This is a genomic window from uncultured Kordia sp., assembly GCF_947489565.1.
GTDB lineage: Bacteria > Bacteroidota > Bacteroidia > Flavobacteriales > Flavobacteriaceae > Kordia.
Genome location: NZ_CANLEA010000009.1, coordinates 221106 through 247558 on the forward strand (window position 1 = coordinate 221106; position 26453 = coordinate 247558).

The following is a 26453-nucleotide window of genomic DNA, read 5'->3' on the forward strand; positions in this document are numbered from 1 at the left end:
GTGAGCAATTAATTATTCGTTATCTATTAAAAAGAATAAAGTAGCTTTAGAGCGCATTTTTATGTTCCCGATACTGTTTTCATCCAGCGGAATTCCTGTCGGACTCGGAAACATACTTAAAATAAATTCGAGACGTGTTGTATTTTTCAACTGATCTAACAATACATCTTCAAACACTTCCGTATGTGTAGTGACAACTTCATTATTTCCATCGGGAGTAACATCAATAGCAAATGCATGTGTTACTTGATCATTGGCGTCATACATAATAATATCGGCTCTGAAGTTGCGATCAATAGTGTTGGTAACTTCAAAAAAGAATTCTCCTTTAATTAGATTATCACGAAAAAATTCATCGTTAAAAACATCTAATTCCAAATCGTCTCCTTCTACAACAATGGCTGTTCCTGTAGGCTCTGAAAACTGAGAAGCTTGAAAATCAAAAAAGATTAAGCTCGCTTCTAATACAGGCGAAATAGCAATATCTTCTGCTTGTTCAAAATCGACATCTTTTACGCATGAAGCGAAGAGAAGTACAAATAGTATTGGCGCAATTTTTTGTAACATCTGCAATCAAGATTTAAATTTAAGGATATGTCTACGTGTATAACATTGAAAAGTTTTCAATCAGATTCATTCACTAAAAAAAACTATACAATATAAGACAGGATGTTGAACTTATTTCAACACGGAGAAAAGCATACGACTTTTCCTCTTTATAACAACTTTCTATTAAAAAAACGACGCTTTTTTAGTTTTATTACAGGAATTTTTCAATTTCTGTCAAGTGATGCACTATTGGACAAAGCAAATGTTTGTGTTTTTTGTCGAAATCAACATGGATAACTTTCATGTTTACTTTTAAGGCTCCTAAAATGTCTGCTTCAAAGCTATCGCCTATCATTAGTGCGTTTTCGGGTGCTACATTTGCCAATTCTAAAGCATGTTCAAAGATTTTAGGATTCGGTTTTTTTACATCTACACTTTCCGAATCAACAATGTGTTCAAAATACTCAAAAATACCAGAAGCTTTTATTTTTTTTCGTTGTACTTCTCGAAATCCATTGGTAATGATATGAAGTTTATAGCGTTCTTTTAAGTTTCCTAACAACGTTTCTGTGTACTCAAAAAGATGGTTAAATGTGGATAAAAACTCAATATACTGTACCGATAAAAGATCAATTAAATCATCGGAAGCTTCATATTCGAGTGCTTTGAATGTTTTGGACAAACGTTGGTAACGCAATTCTTTTTTGGAGATTTTTTCTTCTCGAAACAGTCGCCAATATTCTAAATTTACAGGCACATATACGGCTAAAAAGCGTTCAATTTCTATGTCAACATTATTATCGGAAAGTATTTTTTTGAAGGTTAATCCAGAGTTTTTTTCAAAATCCCACAATGTATGATCTAAATCAAAAAAAATATCAGTGATGTGCTGCATTGCTATACGCTTTTAATAAATTGATATACAATTCTTTCCACTCCATATTGCGTTCTGAAAGCACTACATTGTGAAATACTACAGCAAAAGTACCATTTACTTTTTGGACTTCGGCTGCCATTTTCATGATTTCATTCGGAAAAATTTCCGATTCTATCGCGCCTGTATATTGCATGCAAAATGGATTGACTTTTAAAGGTGTTTGGATTTCCATACCAATGTCATAAAAGTAAAACGGACTGCAAGTTCCTGCGCGAAATCCGATGGCATCTCTATAACCCATTGAATAATCTTCTGAAAATTCTAAATTAATGAGCGCTCTGTAAAATTGCGGTACACTCAGCATATTAAAATGTTGTCGTACGCGTTTTACAGGTTTATTTACGGTAGTCGTCAATCGTTTCTTTTCAATTTTCAGTTTGTCTACTTCTGAAAAAGAAGCATAGGACGACAACAGCCCAACTTTGCTATAATCAGCTACATTTTTGATCAAACGAACAAAGACATTTTTATAAATAGATATGTTGTGATCGTTGGTTGCATAATCGCCAATTTGAAAGAAGTAATAGGCTTTCGCCTGATACGTTTTGTGTAATGCGATAAATTCTTCGAAATTGTCAAAAGGATCGTCTCGCATTCCTAGTAATACGGCGAAACGTTCTATAAAACGTGAAAATTTAAATCGTACAATATCTGTGGCAAAGCCGCCCAATGTTCTAAGAATTCCACGTTTTTTATACGCATACGCCACAGGAACATTTATGATAGGTTTGTATACAAATTCACGTTTTTCAGGCACAACATCAGGAAATCGTTCTAAAATAATTTCCAAAAATTTATACGCCCAAATATCTACCACAGGAATCGTTAGAAAATTATTTTTAAATGCTAAACTTTCTTCTGCCGTATACCGTCCGTGTTCATCTTTTACATAGGGTAAATATTCTTCATAGCGACTCAACATGTAGAAACTTGCTGCAAAAATATCATACGGAATTGAACTTTTTTCTCCCGCAGGAAAAAAACACGGCACATCGTCCCATTTTTGAATGGTAATATCTACTTCTCCAATTCCTTGTTCAAATAGTAAACCGTGACTTCTCACCGAAAACTCATCTCCCAATGGTTGTTTTACATACGACATTTTCACTTCATTATGTGCAATAAAGGTTTCGATTTTCGTTGTAAAATCAATTGGAATTCCTAAGATACGTGTCAGTACATGTTTGAATGTATACCGTAATCTTGGCGTAATAGTTTTGGTGTATACTAACAGCATTTAGAGTAAGTTTTCATCAGCGAAACTAAAATACTCTTTTTCTGTGATAATTAAATGATCTAATACTTTTATATCTAAATTTTCGGCTCCTAAACTCAATTTCTTGGTAATCGCTTTGTCGGCTGCACTTGCTTTTAAAGTTCCGGATGGATGATTGTGCGCCAAAATAATGGCCACGGCACCAACTTCCAAAGCAGTTTTAAGAACGAGACGAATGTCTACCAAAGTTCCTGTAATTCCGCCTTTGCTTAAGCGTATTTTTTTAAGCACTTTATTGGAATTATTTAAATAGATAATCCAAAATTCTTCATGCGGCAGTTCGCCAATAATCGGTTGCATGATTTCAAAAACCATTCTACTTGACGTAATTTTTTCGCGTTTTACTTTAGTTTCTATTTGTCTGCGTTTTCCTAATTCCAATGCTGCAATAATCGTAATAGCTTTGACCAAACCAACACCTTTGAACTTTTTGAGTTGTTCTGAAGATAACTTCCCGAGTTCGTTCAAATTTCCGCCAACTGATGCTAAAATTCGTTTGGAAAGTGAGACGGCACTTTCATCTTTGTTTCCCAATCGAATCAAGATGGCTAACAATTCTGCATCGCTTAAAGCAGTCTTTCCTTTGAGTTCCAATTTTTCTCGCGGACGATCGTCTTTAGACCAGTATTTTATAGATTGAAGGTGTGCATTCCTATCTTTCATTTTGCGTACAATTTCATTAAAGCTACTCTTTTTTTGTATTGAATGGCGATATAAGTTTATAAGCGTTGAAAAAAATATGTAAGCGTTATTTTTTAGGAATTATTTTTAGATGTACAGTGATTGCAGTACCTTTATATCATACCTTATTTTTGTATTCATCTTATTAAAAAACATCAAACATGAAATCATTATTTGACGAAAGCGCACATGAAGAAATTCAGCAGCGAATTGAAAGTTTAACGGTTGAATCTTCGCCTTCTTGGGGAAAAATGTCCGTTGCACAAATGTGTACACATTGTCAAAAACCTTTAGAAGTTGCCATGGGAAGTTTGAAACTCAGTGGAAAGAAACCGGGATTTATGAAACGTTTGGTTTTTAAAATTTACAAGCCTTTGATGTATAATGATAAAGCGTGGAGTCAAAATTTACCAACAGTACGTGATTTTATTATTAGTGATGAAAGAGAACTTACTGCTGAAAAAGGAAAATTAGCAGCATTGGTAACTAGCTTCCACGGACATAAAGAAGCAAAGGAATGGCCATTACATCCAATGTTTGGAAAGTTTACACATGAACAATGGGGAAAAATGCAATACAAGCATTTGCACCATCATTTATCACAATTTGGCGCATAAGATGAACTATCCTCCAAAACACCATCAGGAAACTGATTTTAAGAATATTGTTGAAACGATCAAACGATATCCGTTAGCGACGTTGATTTCGGCAAAAGACAGTGAAATTTTCACCACGCATCTTCCACTGATATACGATGCTTCAGAAGGTGAATTTGGCACTTTGATTGGCCATGTAGATAAGTTTAATCCGCATATTGAATTGTTACAAGAGCACATTCCCGCGCAAGCGATATTTCACGGGCCTAATTGCTATATTTCTCCAAATACGTATAGCACAACACAGTTTCCGACGTGGAATTATGTGAAAGTACATATTTCGGCGAAAGCTACACGAATTTCAAATAATGACGATGTCATTGCTTCTATTGCACACATGACTTCCGTTTTGGAAACTTCTGAGCATCCGTATGTATTAGACAAGGAAAATCCGAGAGCTCAAGCCTTGTTAGACTATATTGTTGGCGTAAAATTAGAAATTACTTCTTGGGAAGGTAAGTTTAAGTTATCGCAAGACAAATTGCCCAAAGATACAAAGCTTGCCAAAGAGGTTTTAATACAAGAAAGCCGCAAGGATATTACGGCTTTTCTCGACAACATCGTATAGATAACACTAACTTCTATACAAGTTACTTAAAGTAAATCATTTTATTGGACATCGTAAGAGATCAAACGACGTTCCATGGTATGTATGGTTGTACTGATGAACGACAGTGTATTAAACACTTTTCCAACACCTTGTACATAATAATATTTGTCAAGTCCCGGATGTGGAACTTCGCCAGGTTGCGGACGTGCATATACTTTCATATATTCACTATCAAACTCACCTGCGGGCGTTGCAATAATTTCATTTTCTTCGCCACGCGCTGTGTACATGAAGAAAGAATCGCTATTGTTGTATCGAAACTCTTCGGTGCTTTCGGTGGAGAATTGTACTTTTCCAAATTCATTCACCAAAAAGCCTAGAGAGTCTCGTAAATACTCGAAGCGTTCTCCATTTGGCGAACAAAAAGCGATGTTGTTTTCATTTCCAGAAGTGCGAATGCGATATTTAAAAAACTCATTCCCGTTTATGATTTCTGTTCCTGTAATTTGAACAGAATCAATAACTCCAGTGTCATTAAAGATTTCGGATTGTGAGTTTTCTCTACGAAAGTGTTGATATACCCAAGAATTCCCCACACGTAAGCCATAAAAGCTTTCTTCGGGTTCAACAGGAATTTCATCATCATTGGAACAGGAAATGAAGCACATTGTTAGCGCAAGACACGCTAAGAAAAGGTGATTTTTCATAATTAGTCGATTTTATTGGTTTTAGTAAAAAAGTAATTATGAAATATGCGCGTTGGTTTTAATGGTTCGTATATATTGGAAACGTAGCTTTTTTTATTTTAGTGTATCTGTTCTGTAAATTCATTCAAATCTAAACCGCCATAATTTCCAGAACTCATGAGTAATACTGCCGTGTTCTCTAGGTTTTGACTGAATAAATATTCTTTAAATTTTGCTGGATCTGTGTAAATAATGAGGTCATCACGTTGAAAAGCTGCTGCAATTTGCGCTTCTGAAACCTCATCCAATTGTTTGATTTTTACCGCATGTGGCGAATAAAACACAACTGCTTTATCTGCTGCGTCTAAAGCACCTTTGTATTCTTTTAAAAACTCAGCATTCAAACTACTATAAGTATGTAATTCCAAACAGGCAAATACAGTACTATCTGTATATTGTTCTTTGACAGCTTGTGTGGTTGCTTTTACTTTACTTGGCGAATGTGCAAAGTCTTTATATACTACGGTAGAATTTTTCTCTGCAATTTTTTCCAAACGTTTACTAGCTCCTTTAAATGTTGAAATAGCTTCATAAAAATCGTCTTCATCAACACCTATATGTTGGCAAATCCATTTGGCACCTGCAAGATTGTTGAGGTTATGTTTTCCAAATACTTCTATTGGCATTAAACCATCTGGAGTTTCTAGTAAGGTTTCTCCGTTTTCTATCGTATACTTTGGTGTTTTGTAACTTAGCTTACGAATTGGATTCTCGGAAGCTTCTACAACTCTTACAACTTCTGCATCTTCTTCGTTATAATTGATGCTTCCTCCTTTGGTAATAGAATCTACAAATATTTGAAACTGTTCTACATAGTTTTCATAGGTTGGAAACACGTTGATATGATCCCAAGCAATACCGCTGAGCAAAGCTATATTTGGTTTGTACAGATGAAATTTTGGTCTACGGTCAATAGGAGATGATAAATACTCGTCACCTTCCAACACAATAAAATCATTTTCTTCCGTCAGATGCACCATCGTATCAAATCCTTCCAATTGTGCTCCAACCATATAATCGACCGCAATATCGTGGTAATTTAACACATGTAAAATCATCGAAGTAATGGTTGTTTTTCCATGACTTCCACCAATAACCACACGTGTTTTGTATTTTGATTGCTCGTACAAAAACTCTGGATACGAATAAATAGTAATGCCCAATTCTTGCGCTTTCAATAATTCAGCATTATCAGGCTTTGCGTGCATTCCCAAAATAATAGCATCCAAATCGGTGGTAATTTTTTCTGGAAACCAACCAAACGTTTCTGGCAACAATCCTTTTGCTTCCAATCGTCCTTTTGAAGGTTCAAAAATCACATCATCACTTCCTGTAATTTGGTATCCTTTGGCATGTAAAGCTAGTGCTAAATTGTGCATTGCGCTTCCGCCAATTGCTATAAAATGTATTCGCATGTTTTGTAGAATTCTAAAATGTAAAGATAAACCGCTTTTTTGTTTTTTGGGAATTTTAATTTGTGAAACTCCATTTTTAATATGTTTTATAAAATCAAAGCTTCAGACTGAATTCATCACAATATATCATGATTATTTTCTATACCATTCCATATTACCGACAGTTAATCTCCATACTTACATTGTAATTTCTTACTTTTAAAGAAGAGAATCAATTCTAACTAAGAAAATAACCACTAATAATACCATCATGGACAATAATAAGATCAATTCATTTTTTAATGACATCCTACTCGATAAATTCATACTTAACTTTGTACCAGGATTAATTCTCTTCTTTGTGCTGAGCACATTTATAGGTGTTTCAACAGGGCAAGGTCTTACTATATTTTTAATCGTAACTTCAGTTTCATGGGTTTTGGGAGTTTTATTAGAAATGATCTTTTTCAAAAAAGCATTCTTAACCAAACGAGAAGGAAAAGCATTTACACATACAGAAAACCTAAATTTATTATTTGGAAAAATTGGTATTAGCATTCTAATTGCTTGTATATTTTGGATTGATATAGAATCTGTTTTATACTATTTTAAACATTCTTCTAGCATAAGCGGAATGAAAACCTTCTTAATCATTTTAAAATTTGTGTTTTTTGCTTTAGCAGGTCTATTTTTATATTTGAATTACTTAAAAAGTAGAATTAAAGAATAATATATCTGTAAATTAATTTAAAATAAACTTTCTTGACACAAGCTATAAAAGACGAAGCATTAGCACAAATTCAAAAAGAAATTCTTTTGGGTTTTTATGATGAAGCTACCATTGCAGAAATTATTCAGGATTTATTTTATGATGTAGAAAATTTTGATTCTGATTGGCTCAATGCAGAGATTAGAAAACAGTTTACGCATCATCAAAAGACAAGTCAGCAATGGCAAAAGCCAACAGATTTTGACAGACTTGTCTCTGTATTTGATCAACTCAACAAAGAAAAAATTGTAAGTCTTCACAGAGCAGGTTATACACGACAAGATGCGGAAGGTGATTGTCGCGAAATTATAGATGAACTCAGCAATTTGGGCATTCAGGCAAAAGGATATTGCTATTATCATACGCAAGATGCAGAACGCGTTATGGAAGAAGAAGTCTTATTCATAGGGTTTGACAGTGTAAATTTTAATGATGAAGTTGCGCTTGAGATTGCCAATAGAATTATAGAATTACTCCAAGAAAATAATTTTCAAACCTCATGGAATAATTCTGTTGAAACGCGCATTAAAATTTTAAACATCAATTGGCAAAAAGCATACGACGGTATTGACTATAACTACAATCGTGTATTTTCCATTATACAAAAAGAGCATTCACCTGAAAAAAAAGAAGTTTCTAAAAAGTCGTTTTGGAAATTTTGGAAATAGTGTAACAAACGATACTATACAACAACTAATTTATACACTAAAACCGTTACCATGAAAGAAATTATCAACTTCCTTAAAAATAGTTGGACCTTGCGCACTGTTGGTCTTATGACGCTAATATTTACAATCATGCAATTCGTATTAGAATATAAATTCGAAGTTTCGAGTATTATCATCTATTTTTTTGTCGCTTTATATTTTGTGTGGGGATTTGGGAAACCTCCCAAGAAAAGTCAGCAATAAGTCGTATTTTTATAGAAGCGAACTTTTATAACTTTTCGATCTATGAAAACAACAAATACTTCTATCATTACGATACTCCTACTCTACTTTTGTTGTTTTATGGCGAATGCACAAGTAACAATTGAAAAAAAAGATTCCATTTGGAATTTAGTAGTTGACGGAAAGTCTTTTGACATAAAAGGTGTTACGTTTGGAAGCGAAAACGACGTAGCAAATTACGATCGCTATTTTAAGGACTTACAAGCACTTGGTGTCAATACAATTCGTACTTGGGCAACTGGAGAAAACACTCAGAAACTTTTAGATGCTGCCGAAAAATACAACATCAAAGTTATGATTGGTATTTGGATGCGACATGGGCGACCAGGCATGGAAGATGATGATAGTTTCGATTATTTAAAAGATACCGAAGGCATGGAAGTAATGTATAAAACTTCCATCAAAGTGGTAGAAATGTATAAAGATCATCCTGCCGTGTTAACTTGGGGCATTGGAAATGAAGTCTATCTTAATATGGCAACAGATGCTGAAAAAGAAGCGTATTCCAAGTTTTTAGAACGTGTATGTAGTCACATCAAAAAAATAGATTCAAACCATCTTATTTCTTCTACGGAAGCATGGACATTTGGTTTGGAATGGTGGGAAAAACATGTTCCATCAATCGATATTTATGGTATCAACTGTTATGGTGCTGGCGCTAATTTTCTTCAAGAAGAATTACAAAAACGAAATATTGACAAACCGTATGTTATAACCGAGTTTAATGTCACTGGCGAATGGGATATTAAGGACTTCAAAAATGGTTTTAAAGTAGAACCTTCTGACGAAGAAAAATATACTACGATTGTTGATGGTTACAATAACTGGATTAAAAATAAATCGAATTGCTTAGGTGTATACGTCTTTCATTATGGCGACGGCAACGAATATGCATCTCCTTGGTTATTTACACATCACAGAGGTTTGTATCGTCCAACCTATTGGGGAATTCGCAAAGCTTATACTGGACAAGAACCGACGAATGCCATTCCTAAAATCAACAGCTTTGAATTACCAGATACAACACTACAAAGTACAACTTGGATTCCAGTTACGTTAGAGGTTTCAGATGCTGAAAATGAAGATGTAGACGTACGCTTTTATTACAATCAAAATACAGGAAGTCGCAAACGCAGAAGTCAAATCAACAAACTGAATTCCAGAGGTTCACTTGCAGATGGATTTGAAATTGAAATTCCAAAAGAACATGGAAATATTAAAGTATATGTCAACGTGCAAGATACGTTCAATAATGTTGGAATTGCTTCTACAGGAATTACGGTGACCGACAAAGAAGCAAAAAACAGAAAGTATTTGGTTCCAAAAGTCAATCTTCCTTTTTATGTATACAAAGATGGAAACGATTTGCCATACATACCAACTGGGTACATGGGAAATTACAAAGTAATGACTGTTGACACACAAAGCACAGACGAAGTCCATTCTGGAAGCTATGCCATCAAAATAGATTATAAAGAACGAAGTGGTTGGTACGGACTCGCCTTTGTTGATCCAAAAAATGATTGGGGAACAACACTTGGCGGTTATGAAATAGAAGGTGCCAAAAAGTTCTCGTTTTGGGCAAAAGCTGATCGCGATGGAGTTACTGCCACCATTGGTTTTGGACTCATTGACAACGACAAACCGTTTCCTGATACTTCCAAAAAATCAAAAAAACTAGAATTAACTAGTGAATGGAAAAAATACACCTTCAAAATCAAACGTGAAAACTTAAGTTGCATTCGTTCTGGTTTGGTACTCTTTTCTAGCAGCTTTGGTTTTCCACAGACTATTTATATTGACGAAGTAGTTTTTGAGTGATACCAGCGAATATCGTCTTTAACTAATTCTTCTTACGAGTTTTTCACTTTATCTGTAGTGAAGTTTTCAATTATTTAATACCTTTCACTTGTGTGACAGTTACAATGACTGATACTACAACTCAAACTTTTAATCCTAATGAAATATATTTTATTATTTGCAATCTGCATTACTGTAATTTCGTGTTCTGAGAAAGTCACTAGTGACAATTTAGAATTTCAACTCAATGAATTGTATGAAAATGAATTTTCTCAGGATGAACCTGGAGGTTCTATATTGATAAAAAAAGGAAAGGAAATAGCATTTTTAAAAAGTTATGGATTGGCTGATTTGGAAACCAAAGAAAAGATTACTGAAAATACGATTTTCAATACGGGTTCAATTTCAAAAACATTTGTCTCAAATGGAATTCTTATACTTAATGAGAGAGATTCACTTTCGTTAGATGACAGTCTGTCCAAATACTTCAATGATTTCAAGAATAAAGAACTTGCTGATAAAGTAACTATCAAACATATGTTATCACATACATCTGGATTGCCAGATATTCGAAAAGTAAGGGAGAACCCCGATTTTTACCTTACGGCGAAGGATACGGCAAATTTTGCCCCTTTAAAGCAAGCAGATAGCCTAAACTTTGAGCCTGGAGCAAAATTCGATTATTCAAATCCATCGTATAACGGATTAGCATTAATCATTGAGCAAATAACGAATAAACCTTGGCAAGATTTTATTAAGAATAACATATTTAAGCCATCTGGAATGACACATAGTAAGATAACTAATGGTTCGTATCCTGAATCTGGCGTTGCTCATGGATATGACAATTATTATACTGAGGGAGATAGTATTTATTATGGTTCGTATTATGAATATGATTATGGAGAAGTACCTACTTTTGCTGCCGCAGGAAATGGAGGTATTTGGTCCTCTGTGTTAGATCTCGCAAAATATGAAGAAGCTATTCAAAACAATATATTTCTGTCTAAGGAAATGATCAATGAGTCTAGAACCGTCTTTCATCCTAAAGAATGGTCTGAAACATCAGCTCCGTATGTTGGATATAGTTGGTTTACCGGCGAACACACACTATTAAAAAATAAAAGTAATTTTGAAGTTGATTTTGTGTATCATACTGGTTCTCAAGGAGGCTTTAGAGCATTTCATATTAAAATACCAGAAAAAAACATTCTTCTTGTTGGGCTTTTTAATAGACCATTAACAGATTTCAGAAAATTAGTACTAAACTCAATTACTATATTAGAGAAAAATAATTGGCTAGATAAGGCTCAATAATTAGAAGAAAATCTATGAATACCTTTTCTCCTTTTCTATACAACTCATTTTAAATTCTTTATGAAAAAATTGTTATTACTTTTCTATACATTTCTTTGCTTTTCATTACAAGCACAAGACTTGAATGACATCTTTGCCAATTGCTTGATTTCAGATACAGAAAGTAATATTGCACGCGCAAATCCGATTCATATTATTGAGATTGATGAAGAAAACAATCGCATCAAAACAAATTATCAACACTTACAGAATCTACTCGTACAAGCCACTGAAAAGCAATCGTGGTTTATTACGCAAAGTGAAGAAGCGTCTACCATAGTTGAAATTTTAAAGGTTGATGTAGAAAGTGGTTGGATTACACTTGGCGAAACCTACGCAGGTGTTTTTAACATGGACGAAGGCGAAACTTTGGAGTTTTTCAATCCGTTTATCAACTATACAATTATCAATAACCAACCGTTATTTAAAGACTATCCAACCTATATAAAAGACGATCGCATCAATTATATTCAAGCAGGCGGAATCATTAAAAGAGGTAAAAATGATTATGTATTGCTAACGCCTGTCGTTTTTGGCGCACATGCAACAAGAGCTATCTATTATGCTACAAGTTCTGATTTGGAAAATTGGTCGTTTCAAGAGCATAAAATATTGGATACATCACAAATTCCATTCGCAAAAAAGACAGGAAATGTATTCAGCACAGGAAATCCACTACAGTTGAAAAACGGGAACTATATAGTCTTACTTGGTGTTGAATTGCCCAATGGAAATTATACTTCCGCGTATATGATGCTGAACGAAAAATTAGAAATCGTACAAGCGCCACAAGAAATTAAAATTCCAGAATGGTACGGCGAAACTCAAAACAGTTTTCCACTAGCAATCACAAAACATAAAGGTATTTTTAGAGTATTATTTCACAGAAGAAGCAAACGTTTTATTGAATCTGAAGTTCATGAAATTACTACAAAAAACATTCTCAAAGCATTCAATCAAAACAAAGGAATCATTTCTTCCAAAATCATTCAAAAAGCCAAAAATGAAACAGGATACATTCGCGGAAAAGCAGATGATGCAAGCTATATTAGCTACAAATCAAAACTCTATATCTTGTTAGGCAGTGAAGAATTGCCTTCGGAATATTTGACCTCATTCAATCGCGAATATGGCTTGTTGAAGCTAGAAAATGACGAATGGATTCATGACAAGCGCAGTCCGTTGATTGTAAATCCGATGACGATTCACAATAAATATCCTGCATACGAATGGACTTCCGATCATTTAGGTGGATTTATTTCTCCCATATTTCACGAAAACTATCTGTATTTATTTTTAACTTTCGGAACCGATAATCCGGATTATTTACTTGCAGGAATTAAAATAAAAACCAACTAACCAAAACTACCAACCATGAAAATTATCGATCTTTCCAAACCGATTCAATACAACAAAAACGATCCTTGGTTTATGAAAGTTAAAATCAAACATAAACCACATCGCAAAGCTAAATGGCTCATTCGAGTTTTAGGACTGCCTTTTAAATTATTTCCAAAAGGATTTGATGGCTGGGCAGATGATACCATTAAAAAAATGGGCGTTCATTCTACCACACATATTGATGCGCCTTGGCACTACTCGCCTACGGTAAATGGTGAGAAAGCTAAAACGATTGACGAAGTTCCGCTCGATTGGTGTTATGGAGAAGGTATTGTCATTGACATGAAACACAAAGCAGATTTTGATGCAATTACCGTAGAAGATATTACCACATTCCTCTCGGAAAACAACTTAGCTATCAAACCAAAAATGATTGTGTTGATCAAAACAGGAAGAGATAAATTTAACGGCACTAAAGATTTCCATAAAATCGGCACTGGCATGAGTGCTGAAGCTACAGAATGGCTTATTGACCAAGGAATTAAAGTTATGGGAATTGATTCATGGGGTTGGGATTTGCCATTGCCATATATGCTAGAAAAAGCCAAAGAAACTGGGAATTCAGAACTATTTTGGGAAGCACATTTGGTAGGACAACGCAAAGAATATTGCCACATGGAACAATTAGTAAATTTAGATGCTTTGCCATACACAGGATTTAAAGTAGCCGTTTTTCCTTTAAAAATTGTAGGCGCTTCAGCCGCTCCTGCACGTGTGGTAGCTATGTTGGAATAACAAAACACAAACGAATGACAAAAGATATTACAACCTGTAAAGAATGCAAAAGCGAATATTTTACAGAGACTTCCAAAAAGGAAAGTTTATGCACAAACTGCGCACATTATTTATATGGACAAAAGCGTTGTTTCCATATTTTTACAAACGAAAGATGCGCAAAATGTTATTGGAATGGAACTGTTTCTGAACGTATAGCTGCAATGATCAAAAGAAACAAAAAGAAGCTTAAAAAAATAAATACAAGCATAGGAATTGCTACTTTCATACTCATCATTTCATTACCAACAGCTATTTATTGGTTTGTATATCTCGATACTACAGTTTTTAGTCTTACCAAACATTCCTTTTCAAGAAATGTTTGGTTTTTTATGAGTGTTTTTGGAGTGCTGGTATCCATTTCTTTTTTAATTAAAGCCAATGCATTCAAAAAACAACTGATAAAAGAAGTTCCGTATTTAAAACACAACTAGTATTTTACATCTTTATATAAAAAATTAAAAATATTTTCACTTTCCGTGCAATCAAAATTCATCTTCGTTCGTATACCTAGTATATAGTTTAATTTAAAAAGCAATAGATGAAGAATGTAACGATTATATTTTGTGTAATTGCTGGCTTATTATTGCTACCAACAGAAATAAAGGCGCAAGAAGTTACACAACCCAAATTAGTCATTGTAAAATTTCATGCAGATTGGTGTGGCTCCTGTAAAGCTATGGGAACTGCATTAGAAGACTTAACCAACAAATTTGATGGAGAAGCCGCATTGTTTGTGGAATTAGATTTTACAAATAATACCAAAAAACATCAATCACTCTTGTTAGCTTCTGCCATGGGAATCGACAACATAGTAGCAAATAATAATGCTACAGGTTTCTTTTTGGTGATTGATAGCAAAACCAAAGAAATAAAAGCGAAGCTGACAAAAAAGCAAACCACCAAAGAAATGGCACAACAAATCAGTTCATTCTTGTAAAGACACCTTAATATATGGCTTGTTCTCAAGAGCTAGAAGACATCTTGAATCGCGGATACAGATATGCTTTGTCACTGACAAAAGATACTGACGATGCTTTTGATTTGGTACAAAGTAGTTACTTAAAAGTCATAGAAAAACAAAAAACAGTAGTGATTTCCTATCTCATCACTACAATTCGAAATCAATATATAGACACCAAAAGAAAAGAAAAACTAAAGTTCAATTGGCGTATAAAATTTAAAAAAGAAGAAAGTTACGAACCGCTTTTTACCACAGAACCTATCTTAGAAAAAGCGCTGTCGGAGTTATCAGATAGAAATAGAGAAATTATATTTCTGTCGACTGTTGAAGAGTATACCGCTCAGGAAATTTCAGATCTATTACAAATTCCTAGAGGTACGATCTTATCTATTTTGCATAGAACCAAACAAAAATTAAAAGAACAATTACAAGAAACAACGGTTTGACATGGAAGATTTAGAAAGAAAAATAAAAGAACTCTACGGAACGCAATCACTTTCTTCAGAACAATTGCAGAGAATTACTAGTGAAAAAGGAAAAAAAACGCTCCTTAAAAGTTTAATAGTGAGAAAATACGCGGCAGTATTTTTGTTTATGGTTATGGTATCCTCAAGCTTGTACTGCCTGTATTTTTTCTCATCTAATTCGCAAGATAACATTTTACATGGATTTGCCTCTGAAATCGCATACAATCACCAAAAAAAGACACCTCCCAAAATTAAAACTAACAGTGTTGCTGAACTCAATGCACAACTGCCTGACCTCAATTTTAAAATCAGTTTGCCCGCACGAATTACAGATAAATTCCAATTAAAAGGTGGACATTATTGCTCTGTAGACAATCGGATTGCAGCACAATTACGTTTTGAAAACGAGGCCAAAGAAAAGATTACTTGTTATGTATTCAAAAAGGAAGAAGACTTCAATTTTGATACAGCAATCGCTGAAAAAAATACCAAAGTAACACTGTGGGATGCTGGCGATTTAATTTATGCTATTGCGGTAGACAATTAATTTTTGAATTGTAATATTCCTAAAACCTTCTTTTAAACACTTACCAACTTCTTTTTTTGGTAGAAAGGATAAAAATCACGATTTTTAATAAAAAAATAGTATGGAGGCGCTGGATAAAATTAAAAATAAACTCATTGATCAAATTCTAGTTACTAAAAATGAAAAACTACTTTCTGCAATAGAAAATATTTTTAGTGCTACTTCCACAGAAGAAAAACTTGTTTTAGACTCATATCAAATTGAAATGCTGATGATGAGTGAAAAAGATATAGAAGAAGGCAGACTTATTTCTGAGTCAGATATAGAAGAACAAGATTCTGAATGGATGAATTAAAAATATTTTGGACAGTTTCAGCTAAAAAGCAAAGAGACTATATATTCGAATATTGGAATCAGAGAAATAAAAGTAATAGTTACTCCAAAAAATTAAATCTAGCAATAAGAGAACGTACTAATCTTCTGAAAAATCAGCCTGAAATTGGAAAAGAAACTCATTTTAAAAATGCACGAGTTATCTCTTTGAAACATTACGCTATCATCTATAAAATAACAGGTTCAAAAATTATTATCATAGCTTTTTGGGACAATCGACAAGATGCTAGTAAACTTCTAAAGTTCTTAAAAGAACAATAAAAGCTCTATCCATATATAAAACAGTATCTTTCAGTTTAGCTGTATTTTTTTATTTCAAATCCTAAAAAAATGATGTATTTTATCAAGAATTTTGATGCAATGTGAAACATTTTATCAAAAAACAACACGTATAGGGTAAAATATACACTAACCTAAAATTATTAAACTATGGAAATGTCTATTGTGTTCATTGCTATTATTGTGGTTATTCTAATTGCAATAGCAGTTACGTACAACAGTCTTATTGGAAGAAGAAATCAAGTGCAAAATGCCGAAAGTTCTATTGATGTAATGCTCAAAAAACGGTATGATTTGATTCCAAATTTGGTGGCAACCGTAAAGCAATACATGAATCATGAAAAAGATTTACTTGAAAACATCACTGCACTACGATCAAAATTAGGAACAGCTTCCTTAAATAAAACTGAAAAACGTTCCTTAGAAAATGAATTATCACAAGGTTTACAACAACTAAATATTAGTGTTGAAAATTATCCTGACTTAAAAGCCAACGAAAACTTTTTGAATCTTCAGTACAACTTAAACGAAATTGAAAGCCAATTATCTGCTTCTAGAAGAGCGTATAATGCTTCTGTTTTGGATTATAATAACGGACTCGACAAGTTTCCTTCCAATATTATTGCCAATGCTTTCAACTTTAGAAGAGAAGAATTCTTTGATGTATATCCTGCTGAAAGAAGCAATCCGAACATAACGAATTTATTTGGCAACGAATGATTTCAGAAGAAGTAAAAAGTAAATATGCAGCGCTCTTAACTACATTCAAAGCTGCTAAAAGGGACATTTTTAAGCGATCAAAAAAGAACTGGAAAACAACACTATTTGTATATCTTGGTATTGTTGCTACAGCTCTATTATTGGTATCAACAAGTGTTATTCGATTTAAGGATGATTTTATGTTTCTCATTATCATCTTTGCGCCTGCTATCATCTTTACAATTCCGTTTCTCATTTCTTCCACACTAAAAGGAAAATGGGTTCAAAAATATAAAGATGAGGTACTAAAACCGATCGTAGAAGCTAAATTCCCAGGAATTGTTTACGAAGACAAACAGTACATTTCAAAAAGTATGTTTAGAGCTAGCAATCTCTTTTCTAGTCCAGATCGGTTTAATGGTGAAGACTTGTTCAGCGGAAAATTGGAAGCAACTTCATTCTCCTTTTCTGAAGTCCATGCCGAACAAAAACATACGAGTAGAGATAAAGATGGTAACACAACAACTTCGTATAGCACTATTTTTAAAGGATTATTTTTAATTGCCGATTTTAACAAAGAAATTGACAACGAAACCTATGTATATTCTTCTGGTGGAAAATGGTTTTCACGCTTTAAACGTGTACGACTAGAAGATCCCGAATTTGAAGATCGTTTTAATGTCTACAGTGACGATCAAGTAGAAGCTCGATACATTCTAACTCCAAAAATGATGCATAGAATTATGGAACTCGAAGATCGATTTGGCACAAACTTATATCTATCTTTCAGAGGTCACAATGTATATATTGCTATCCGAGAATCGTATGATATGTTTGAAGCAAGCATTCACGATGAAGTAAGTTTTGTTCAAATAGAACGCTTTCTCGAAGAAGTGAATAGCATTTTAGCTATTATCAATGACTTGGATTTGAATTTGCGAATTTGGACGAAGCGATAGTTTTAAACCATAAACACAATGCAATTATGACAGCTACAAAACAACTTAGTATAGCTATTTCTTTAGTATTACTATTTGCTTCTTGCGTTAAAAAACAGCAGTTTGATCCTGAAAAAGAAAAGAAGGAAATTTTAAAATTGCACAATGCTCAAAGAGCATATCATTTTAATAAAGATTCCATTGCTTTTGCCAACCAAATGTCAGCTAACTTTATTTCTGTAAATAAAGGAATTATTAGTCATCCTAAAAAAGAAGAAACGATAGCCCGTTATAACGGATATTTCTCTGCGGTTGAATTTATAAAATGGGATGATGTCTCTGAACCGATAATTAAGTTTTCAGATGATGGAAGTATAGCATATACCATTGTTGATAAAATTGTCACGGTAACTTATAAAGACCAAACAGGAAATACAGTAGAAGGAGAAACACATTTTGCTTGGACCGCGATTTACAAAAAATACGGTCAAGAGTGGAAAATTGATTGTGTGACCTCTACTGAGAAACGCAATTAACAATCTCGACAATTACATCTTCAAAACCTTATCTTTATGCTCCGTAAAAGGGTCTAATTTTTCTTCCGCTAAAGCTTTATTAATCCATTCCAAAGCTTTTTGTTTATCTCCTCTATGCGTAAATATTTGTGCCAAACGATAATATGCCCAACATACAGGAACGCCGTCTTTAGCTGTATAATTTGTGATGTATGTATACAAGCATTTCTCTCCTTTTTCTAACTGAATATTATAATCGGCAGCCACTTTTCCAATTTGATAATGCATCGCATTTCGCTGGTGTTTTTTATGCGAATTCTCCATGTTTTCAATGGCTTTTAAAGGCTTCTTTTCTTTCTCATAAAGACTCGTCAACTTATCATAGCACGTCACAGAACCACCAACTTCAATCGCTTTCTTATAATACTCTTCTGCCAATTCTGGTTCGTCATCATATTCATAAATATAGCCTTTGGCCAAATATCCATCTACTTTAGATAAGTTTTCCAACTCATTGGCATATTTCATTGATTTCTTATAGCTTCCACCAATAATTCCAGGCAATTGCATGTACAATTCAACCATTGCCCAACGTACGTCAATATGTGTTGGATCGAGTTCTGCTGCACGATTGAATGATCTTTTCACATCACCAATCAAACCTAAAGCTCTAAACTTACTGACTTCCAAAGCTTTCATTCCTTTAGCGCCACCATATTTATAATGATAATTGGCACTATAATCGTCCATTTTTACCAATTTTTCATAGTTTTCAATCGCTCCATCCCATTTTTCTTGATAACCGTATGCATCACCTAAAAGTTCAATCAATTGGCGATCGTTAGGCGATTTTGCTACTGCGGCTTTTAAAATACTTTCTGCTTTACTGTATTGTTTACTATCAAATAATTGTTTTGCGGTTTCGGCAGTTGTTTGACTCATTAACAACATTGGAACACATAAAAGGACTAAAAAATAATGCTTCATTTGTTTTTCTCTTGTTTTCAATAGCTATTTGCTCTAACTTCAAAGATACTATTTCATTTACATTTGTGACACAAATATGTAAAGCTTTGTTGATTGACTTCTCTCCTTGCTTACGATTTTTGAGAAATAAATACGATCCATCTATCTTTTTTGGAATACTCTTTGTTTTTATAATTGAGATTCAACAAAATATTAATCTATAAGTAAATGCTATTGTTTATAAAAATTCTTACTTTACATACGTAAAAATGTATTTTAAAGTTTTATACAACAACAACGAAAGAATAGCTTTTACATTGTGAACAAATTTTAACTCGAATGAAAAACGTCCTCACTATATTTATGATTGTAATATTTAGTCAATTCTCAGACGCACAAGAAAAGTATTCCCAGTTATGGAAAGAAGTCACAGCGCTTGAAAAGAAAGGATTGACCAAATCGGCTTTTGAGAAAGTTTCAGAGATTTACAACCTTGCCAAACGCGATCAAAACAATCCGCAAATCATCAAAGCATTTCTGCACAAATCTAACTATCAATTAACCTTAGAAGAAAATGCAGAATTGACTGTTGTGAATGCACTTAAAGCCGAAATTGCCTCACAAACGTTTCCTTCCAAAAATATGTTACAAAGTATTTTGGGACAATTGTATTGGCAATACTTTCAAGCGAATCGTTATAAATTTTACAATCGTACCAAAACTGCAGAAAAAGTAGATGCCAATGATTTTAGAACGTGGGATTTAGACACTTTATTTAAAGAAGTGTTCTCCCTTTTAGAAGCTTCTCTCGAAAATTCAGAACAATTACAAGGAATTGACTTAAAAGAATTTGATGCAATACTTAATCAACAAAAAGGGTCTAAAATTTACCGCCCAACAGTATATGATTTCTTGGCGCATAATGCTTTAAAATTTCTCAAATCTTCTGAAAGTGCTATTACCAAACCAAGCGAGACTTTTGAAATTGACAATGAAGAATATTTGTGTGATTCGAAACTGTTTTCAGAACTCAATTTAACGTCTAAAGATCCACTTTCGCAAGAATTTAAAGCACTTCAAATCTATCAAAGCTTAATTCGTTTTCACTTAAATGACAAATCGCCAGAAGCACTGATCAATGTGAATATAGAACGCTTACAATTTGTTCAACAAAACGCCACTTTCAAAGATTCAAAAGAAAAATTGATGGAAGCGTATCAGAATGAAAAAACGACCTATGCGTCGCATCCATATTCGGGAATGTACGATGCAGAAACTGCACAATTGCAAAAACAATTTGGCGATCAATTCAAGGTTGAACAGCCAGAAAAATATAAATGGAATTACAAAACAGCCGTTGAATTATGTGATGCTGTGATTGCAAAATTCCCAGAAAGTGAAGCTGCAAAAAAATGCAAACAGATCAAAGGTGATATTTTAGAAAAAGAAATTTCCATTACTACAGAAGAAGTGATTCCGATTGACAAGCATGCAATCATGTCTATCAATTATAAAAATGTGGAACAACTGTATTTTTCTGTTCGTAAAATCAATTACAATCAATTGGACAATTATTACAAATTGTACGATGAAAAAAAACGTGTAAAATTCATTGACAAATTACCCATTAGTGCTTCATGGAATGCCAATTTACCAACAGATCATGATTATCATGCACATACGACCGAAGTTACAATTCCAACATTAAAAAATGGTTTTTATATCATTACCGCTTCGCCAACAGAAACACTCAATAGAAAATTTTTAGCTACAGACATTTTACAAGTAACCAATATTGCGGTTACCCACAAAAAAACTGCTGATCGATATATTTTTCAACTGACCGATAGAAATGATGGAACACCGATTGTAAATCAAGAAATTAATATCTCATACAAACTAGGTTACAAAGGAAAAACTCAAAAGCAAACACTTACTACTGACGCCAAAGGAAATGCTACATTAGCTGGCAATCACAATGGACGTATTTATGATTTGGATATCAATATATCGAAACAAAATGATGTTGCACATTTTGATAATTTTAATTTTTACAGTCGAAATCGTATAGAAAATACCGATCCGCGAAACACACTTTTCTTGTTTACCGATAGAAGCATTTACAGACCTTCGCAAACAGTGCATTTCAAAGGAATTTTGGTACGCAGAGAAGGAAAAAAATCTACCATTGTTAGTAATGAAAAAGTAAAACTTACATTCCTAGATGCCAATTATCAGGAAATTAGTACTGCCACATTAGTAACGAATGAATATGGTTCGCTTAAAGGTGAATTTGTAATTCCGAATAGTGGACTTACAGGGAATTTTTCTATCAAAGCTACAAATGACAAAGGTCATCTTGGAAATACTAATTTTTCTGTGGAAGAATACAAACGTCCAAAGTTTGAAGTAGAATTTTCACCTATTACCAAAACCTTTGCGGTAAACGATTCTGTGATTGCCAAAGGAAATGCTAAGGCTTTCGCCGGAAGTAATATTTCTGATGCTAAAGTTACGTATTCCGTAAAACGTACGCCACGCTATCCACATTGGGCATATTGGAGAAGACCATATTTAAAGACAGCTTCACAACAAATTACAAGTGGCGACACAAAAACAGATGCTTCTGGAAATTTTGAAATTACCTTTAAAGCGATTCCTGATGCAAGTGCCGATAAAGAATTATTGCCTGTATTTGATTATGAAATCACCGCAGATGTTACAGATATCAATGGAGAAACACGAAGTACCTCAACGGTTGTTCATGTCGGATATCATAGTCTGGATGCAAAAATTGTGATGGATACAAAGTTAGACGCAACAAAACGTGACTATAGCGCAGAAATCATCATCAAGAATTTAAATGGCGAAAAAGTTCCTGCCAAAGGCACACTAACCATTCACAAATTGCAAGCGCCAGATCGTGTATTGCGTGTACGTCCGTTTAGAGTTCCAGATTATAAATCTATAGCTGAAACTGAATTCAAAAAGTTATTTCCGCATGAAGCGTATTCAGAAGATGAACAAAACTATCTGAAATGGAAAAAAGGTAAAAATGTATTTGAAGAAACATTTGACACCGAAAACAACAGCAAACTAGACTTAGGAAAAATTAAACGTTGGGAATCTGGAAAATACATCGTCGAATTGCTCACGATTGACGAAAATGGTTTTGAAATCAAAGACGTGATGTATACGGATGTTTGGAATGAAAAAGATAAAGTTTCCGCAGATAACAAGTTGCTCGAAGTATATACGGACAAAAAAGCGTATTTAGCTGGAGAAGAAGTCGTATTGACCATCAATTCGGCAACAAAAGAAATGAACGTGACTGTTGATATTGAAAAAGGAAAAAAAATCATACAATCACAGCTCGTTTCTTTAAAAAACGGTAAAAAAATCATTCGAATTCCTGTTGATAAAAAAGATGAAGGCGGATTTAAAATTCACTGCTCAGGAACCATTTTTAATAGTTATGTAGAAAAACAAATACTGGTAGTTGTACAATATCCATCTACAGAATTAACGATAGAAACTGCCACATTTAGAGATAAACTAAAGCCTGGACAAGAAGAAACATGGAGTTTCCGTATCAAAGGTCCAAAAGGTGAAAAAGTAGCCGCAGAAATGCTTTCTAGCATGTACGACGCTTCTTTGGATGAATTCAGAGCGCATAAATGGAATTTTAATCCTTTCCACAAACCACAATATTACAGTTATATAGATATTAACCCTGGGAAAAGCTTTGGCATCACACGTTTTGGAGATTCCCAGAATAACTCGTATCGCTACACGCCACAATCGTATGATCGTTTAAATTGGTTTGGACTCTATTTTCATAATATAAGACGAGGTCGTTTTAAAAAAGCCATGGCATTAGAATCTGCAAGTATGTCGCAACGAAAAATGGCTTCTCCTATAGCCAGAGAAGTCGTGGAAGAAGCAGAATATGACGATGCTGGCACCGAATCATTGGCTGCCAATAGCGTTGCAGCTGTTGATGAAGCTAATGATCTTAATTATTACAGAGGTAATGTGTACGATAAAAAAGGGGTTCTAAATGCGAAAGATCCTTTAGAAGTTGGAATCAAAACAGAAACGGTAGTACCGCGAAAGAATTTGCACGAAACAGCATTTTTCTTTCCACAATTACAAACCGATAGCGAAGGCAATGTTTCGTTCAGTTTTACAACTCCTGAAGCATTGACCAAATGGAATGTACAGTTGTTAGCACATACCAAACAATTACATTCGGCAACGGAAACCTTGACCACAGTGACACAAAAAGAATTGATGGTCTTGCCAAATGCGCCACGCTTTTTCCGTGAAGGTGATAAAGTAGTGATCAGTACAAAAATCTCTAATCTCTCTGAAAAGAATTTAAGTGGAGAAGCAACTTTACAACTCGTAAATCCTATTAATGGAACTAGTTTAGATGCCGTTTTGTTTGATAGCACAAGTGGTCCGAAAGAAGTATTTTCTGTTGATGCAAACGGAAATACACAAGTTTCGTGGACACTGGAAGTTCCGCAAGGTTTACAAGCCGTTCAATACACTATTATTGCCAAAGCAGGCGAATTTAGTGATGGCGAACAAAACGCATTGCCTGTATTGTCTAATAGAATGTTGGTGACAGAAACGTTGCCTATGTGGATTCGTTCCAACGAAACCAAAACGTTTACTTTGGACAAACTAGCGAATACGAAATCTAGTACGTTAAAGCATCATAAATTGAGTTTGGAAATGACTTCCAATCCTGCGTGGTATGCGGTTCAAGCGTTGCCATATTTAATGGAATATCCGTATGAATGTTCGGAACAAACCTTTTCTCGTTATTATGCAAATGCATTGGCGAGTCATATTGCAAATAGCAATCCTAGAATTCAAGAGGTTTTCAATCAGTGGAAATCTTCGGATGCGTTGTTGAGTAATTTGGAGAAGAATCAAGAATTGAAATCATTAATTCTTCAAGAAACTCCTTGGGTTCGCGATGCACAATCGGAAGCAGAACAGAAAAAACGAATTGCGTTGTTATTCGATCTCAATCGCATGAAAAATGAAGAAAAACGAACGTTTCAAAAGTTGCAACAAATGCAATCGAGTTCTGGAGGATTCCCATGGTTTTCTGGCGGACGTGAAAATAGATTCATTACACAACATATTCTTACTGGTTTTGGTCATTTAAAAAAGCTTGGTGCCTATAAGTCCGAAGATAACAACATGAAAAAGCTGATACAAAAAGCTGTTTTGTATCTTGACAAAGAGTTCATTAAGGAATACAAAAATATACGTAAATACAACAAAAAAGTCGATTTATCGAAAGATCATTTGTCATACACACAATTGCATTATTTATACATGCGAAGCTTCTTTGATGATATTCCTAGTTCGAAAGAAGCTCAGGAAATTATGGACTATTATTTAGGGCAAATTGATCAATATTGGTTGAAACGTAGTTTGTATGCCAAAGGTTTAATGGCGTTGGTTTCGCACCGAATGAAACATCCAAAAACAGCAAACACCATTTTACGTTCGCTTGAAGAAAATAGTATTACGAGTGACGAATTGGGCATGTATTGGAAAGCAAATACGTCGTCTTGGTATTGGTATCAAGCGCCAATTGAAACGCAAGCTTTATTGATTGAAGCTTTTGCTGAAATTTCAAATGATGTCACTACGGTAGATAATTTAAAGATTTGGCTGCTGAAACACAAACAAACCAATCGTTGGTCTACTACCAAAGCAACTTCGGATGCGGTGTATGCGTTGTTATTACAAGGAAGCGACTGGCTTTCGGTAACGGATATGGTAGATGTTACTGTTGGTAATCAGAAGATTTCGCCTGAGACTTTAGAGAATGTAAAAGTAGAAGCTGGTACAGGTTATTTTAAAACGTCTTGGAATGGAAATGAAGTAACACCTGAGATGGGAACCGTTACTTTGACCAAAAAAGGAAATGGTATCGCTTGGGGCGGATTGTACTGGCAGTATTTTGAAGATTTAGACAAAATTACTACGGCAGAAACTTCATTGAAATTGAGCAAAAAACTCTTCAAACGTACGTATGATGACACTGGTGAAGTGATTACGGAAATTGACGAAAACACCAAACTGGAATTGGGCGATTTGGTACGAGTTCGTATTGAGCTTCGAAACGATAGACCAATGGAATTTGTACATATGAAAGACATGCGCGCTGCAGGTTTTGAACCTGTAAATGTATTGTCGCAATACAAATGGCAAGATGGTTTGGGTTATTATGAAAGTACCAAAGATGCAAGCACCAACTTCTTCTTTGACTATTTACCAAAAGGAGTTTTTGTCTTTGAATACGACTTACGTGTCAACAATAAAGGTGATTTCTCTAATGGAATTTCTACGATTCAAAGCATGTATGCTCCAGAATTTAGCAGCCATAGCGAAGGTGTTCGCGTGAGAGTGGATTAGTGATTGTTTGATTTGACAATTTGTTGATTTGTTGATTTGATGATGAACTTGTCAAATCGAGCGCAGTCGAGATTTCCTTGAAAACAATTCTCTTTCATAGTACTTCTCGATACTATTTCTATCGAAATCACTCGAAGTGACGTTTTGTGTTTTTAATTTTAAAATCAAATTGTCAAATCGAGCACAGTCGAGATTTCCTTGAAAACAATTCTCTTTCATTGTACTTCTCGATACTATTTTCTATTGAAAATCACTCGAAGTGACGTTTCCTGTGTTTAATTTTAAAATCAAATTGTCAAATCGAGCGCAGTCGAGATTTCTTTAAAAGCAATTTCTTTTCATAGTACTTCTCGATACTATTTTCTATTGAAAATCACTCGAAGTGACGTTTCCTGTGTTTAATTTTAAAATCAAATTGTC

Annotated in this window: 25 protein-coding genes; 18 read left to right on the forward strand and 7 right to left on the reverse strand. The window is 34.1% G+C overall.

Annotated elements, in window-relative coordinates; all coding sequences use genetic code 11:
- Window positions 1-12 precede the first annotated feature (12 nt).
- From Q0845_RS14260 to radC, 4 genes are all read right to left on the reverse strand, one after another.
- Window positions 13-567: a hypothetical protein gene (locus Q0845_RS14260; protein WP_298514403.1), complete on the reverse strand. Its 555-nt coding sequence runs from the start codon at window positions 565-567 to the stop codon at window positions 13-15.
- Window positions 568-760: 193 nt separating this feature from the next.
- Complete coding sequence (locus Q0845_RS14265) at window positions 761-1444, reverse strand: YjjG family noncanonical pyrimidine nucleotidase (RefSeq protein WP_298514406.1); 684 nt, start codon at window positions 1442-1444, stop codon at window positions 761-763.
- Entirely contained in the window at window positions 1428-2723 is a 1296-nt protein-coding gene (locus Q0845_RS14270) for a polysaccharide deacetylase family protein (protein ID WP_298514409.1), read from the reverse strand. Before Q0845_RS14270 ends, Q0845_RS14265 begins: the two co-directional genes overlap by 17 nt.
- Window positions 2724-3425 carry a DNA repair protein RadC gene (gene radC, locus Q0845_RS14275; protein WP_298514412.1) on the reverse strand — a complete coding sequence of 234 codons (702 nt, stop codon included), beginning with the start codon at window positions 3423-3425 and terminating at the stop codon, window positions 2724-2726.
- Between the two features lie 179 nt (window positions 3426-3604).
- On the opposite strand from radC, the gene Q0845_RS14280 reads away from it, so the two are divergent.
- On the forward strand, window positions 3605-4060 hold the full coding sequence (locus Q0845_RS14280; RefSeq protein ID WP_298514415.1) for a DUF1569 domain-containing protein: 456 nt from the start codon (window positions 3605-3607) through the stop codon (window positions 4058-4060).
- Window position 4061: 1 nt separating this feature from the next.
- Window positions 4062-4667: an FMN-binding negative transcriptional regulator gene (locus Q0845_RS14285; RefSeq protein WP_298514418.1), complete on the forward strand. Its 606-nt coding sequence runs from the start codon at window positions 4062-4064 to the stop codon at window positions 4665-4667.
- Between the two features lie 41 nt (window positions 4668-4708).
- Here Q0845_RS14285 and Q0845_RS14290 read toward each other — a convergent pair whose 3' ends face one another.
- Together Q0845_RS14290 and murC are read right to left on the reverse strand one after the other, a co-directional pair.
- Complete coding sequence (locus Q0845_RS14290; protein WP_298514421.1) at window positions 4709-5356, reverse strand: hypothetical protein; 648 nt, start codon at window positions 5354-5356, stop codon at window positions 4709-4711.
- 98 nt (window positions 5357-5454) lie between these two features.
- Window positions 5455-6810, reverse strand: a complete 1356-nt coding sequence (murC, locus tag Q0845_RS14295) for a Mur ligase family protein (protein WP_298514423.1) — start codon at window positions 6808-6810, stop codon at window positions 5455-5457.
- Between the two features lie 250 nt (window positions 6811-7060).
- Here murC and Q0845_RS14300 point away from each other — a divergent pair, with 250 nt between their 5' ends.
- The 15 genes from Q0845_RS14300 (at window position 7061) to Q0845_RS14370 (ending at window position 18641) form a co-directional block, all read left to right on the forward strand.
- Complete coding sequence (locus Q0845_RS14300; RefSeq protein ID WP_298514425.1) at window positions 7061-7519, forward strand: hypothetical protein; 459 nt, start codon at window positions 7061-7063, stop codon at window positions 7517-7519.
- A 32-nt stretch (window positions 7520-7551) separates the two neighbouring features.
- Window positions 7552-8226, forward strand: coding sequence for a hypothetical protein (locus Q0845_RS14305; RefSeq protein WP_298514427.1), 675 nt, complete (start codon window positions 7552-7554; stop codon window positions 8224-8226).
- A 285-nt stretch (window positions 8227-8511) separates the two neighbouring features.
- Window positions 8512-10329, forward strand: coding sequence for a glycoside hydrolase family 2 TIM barrel-domain containing protein (locus Q0845_RS14310; protein WP_298514430.1), 1818 nt, complete (start codon window positions 8512-8514; stop codon window positions 10327-10329).
- A gap of 138 nt (window positions 10330-10467) precedes the next feature.
- Complete coding sequence (locus tag Q0845_RS14315) at window positions 10468-11625, forward strand: serine hydrolase (RefSeq protein ID WP_298514432.1); 1158 nt, start codon at window positions 10468-10470, stop codon at window positions 11623-11625.
- A 60-nt stretch (window positions 11626-11685) separates the two neighbouring features.
- Window positions 11686-13023 carry a hypothetical protein gene (locus tag Q0845_RS14320; protein WP_298514434.1) on the forward strand — a complete coding sequence of 446 codons (1338 nt, stop codon included), beginning with the start codon at window positions 11686-11688 and terminating at the stop codon, window positions 13021-13023.
- A gap of 15 nt (window positions 13024-13038) precedes the next feature.
- Window positions 13039-13800 (forward strand): cyclase family protein, encoded by a 762-nt coding sequence (locus Q0845_RS14325; RefSeq protein WP_298514437.1) that lies wholly within the window; start codon window positions 13039-13041, stop codon window positions 13798-13800.
- A 14-nt stretch (window positions 13801-13814) separates the two neighbouring features.
- Window positions 13815-14273, forward strand: coding sequence for a hypothetical protein (locus Q0845_RS14330; RefSeq protein WP_298514440.1), 459 nt, complete (start codon window positions 13815-13817; stop codon window positions 14271-14273).
- 107 nt (window positions 14274-14380) lie between these two features.
- Window positions 14381-14779 carry a co-chaperone YbbN gene (locus Q0845_RS14335; protein ID WP_298514443.1) on the forward strand — a complete coding sequence of 133 codons (399 nt, stop codon included), beginning with the start codon at window positions 14381-14383 and terminating at the stop codon, window positions 14777-14779.
- 14 nt (window positions 14780-14793) lie between these two features.
- Window positions 14794-15249: an RNA polymerase sigma factor gene (locus tag Q0845_RS14340; RefSeq protein ID WP_298514446.1), complete on the forward strand. Its 456-nt coding sequence runs from the start codon at window positions 14794-14796 to the stop codon at window positions 15247-15249.
- A gap of 1 nt (window position 15250) precedes the next feature.
- Window positions 15251-15817 (forward strand): hypothetical protein, encoded by a 567-nt coding sequence (locus Q0845_RS14345; RefSeq protein ID WP_298514449.1) that lies wholly within the window; start codon window positions 15251-15253, stop codon window positions 15815-15817.
- Window positions 15818-15917: 100 nt separating this feature from the next.
- A complete protein-coding gene (locus Q0845_RS14350) occupies window positions 15918-16151 on the forward strand; it encodes a hypothetical protein (RefSeq protein ID WP_298514451.1) in 234 nt (77 codons plus the stop codon).
- The gene (locus Q0845_RS14355; protein WP_298514452.1) at window positions 16139-16450 is read left to right on the forward strand and encodes a type II toxin-antitoxin system RelE/ParE family toxin; all 312 of its coding nucleotides are present in this window, start codon (window positions 16139-16141) and stop codon (window positions 16448-16450) included. Before Q0845_RS14350 ends, Q0845_RS14355 begins: the two co-directional genes overlap by 13 nt.
- Window positions 16451-16618: 168 nt before the next feature.
- Window positions 16619-17188: a LemA family protein gene (locus Q0845_RS14360; protein ID WP_298514454.1), complete on the forward strand. Its 570-nt coding sequence runs from the start codon at window positions 16619-16621 to the stop codon at window positions 17186-17188.
- Window positions 17185-18126, forward strand: coding sequence for a DUF3137 domain-containing protein (locus Q0845_RS14365; protein ID WP_298514457.1), 942 nt, complete (start codon window positions 17185-17187; stop codon window positions 18124-18126). Before Q0845_RS14360 ends, Q0845_RS14365 begins: the two co-directional genes overlap by 4 nt.
- 26 nt (window positions 18127-18152) lie before the next feature.
- The gene (locus tag Q0845_RS14370; RefSeq protein WP_298514459.1) at window positions 18153-18641 is read left to right on the forward strand and encodes a nuclear transport factor 2 family protein; all 489 of its coding nucleotides are present in this window, start codon (window positions 18153-18155) and stop codon (window positions 18639-18641) included.
- A gap of 12 nt (window positions 18642-18653) precedes the next feature.
- On the opposite strand, the gene Q0845_RS14375 is transcribed toward Q0845_RS14370, so the two are convergent.
- Complete coding sequence (locus Q0845_RS14375) at window positions 18654-19607, reverse strand: tetratricopeptide repeat protein (protein ID WP_298514462.1); 954 nt, start codon at window positions 19605-19607, stop codon at window positions 18654-18656.
- 318 nt (window positions 19608-19925) lie between these two features.
- Between Q0845_RS14375 and Q0845_RS14380 the strand changes: the two genes are divergently transcribed.
- Window positions 19926-26033, forward strand: coding sequence for an MG2 domain-containing protein (locus Q0845_RS14380; RefSeq protein WP_298514466.1), 6108 nt, complete (start codon window positions 19926-19928; stop codon window positions 26031-26033).
- Window positions 26034-26453: the final 420 nt, after the last annotated feature.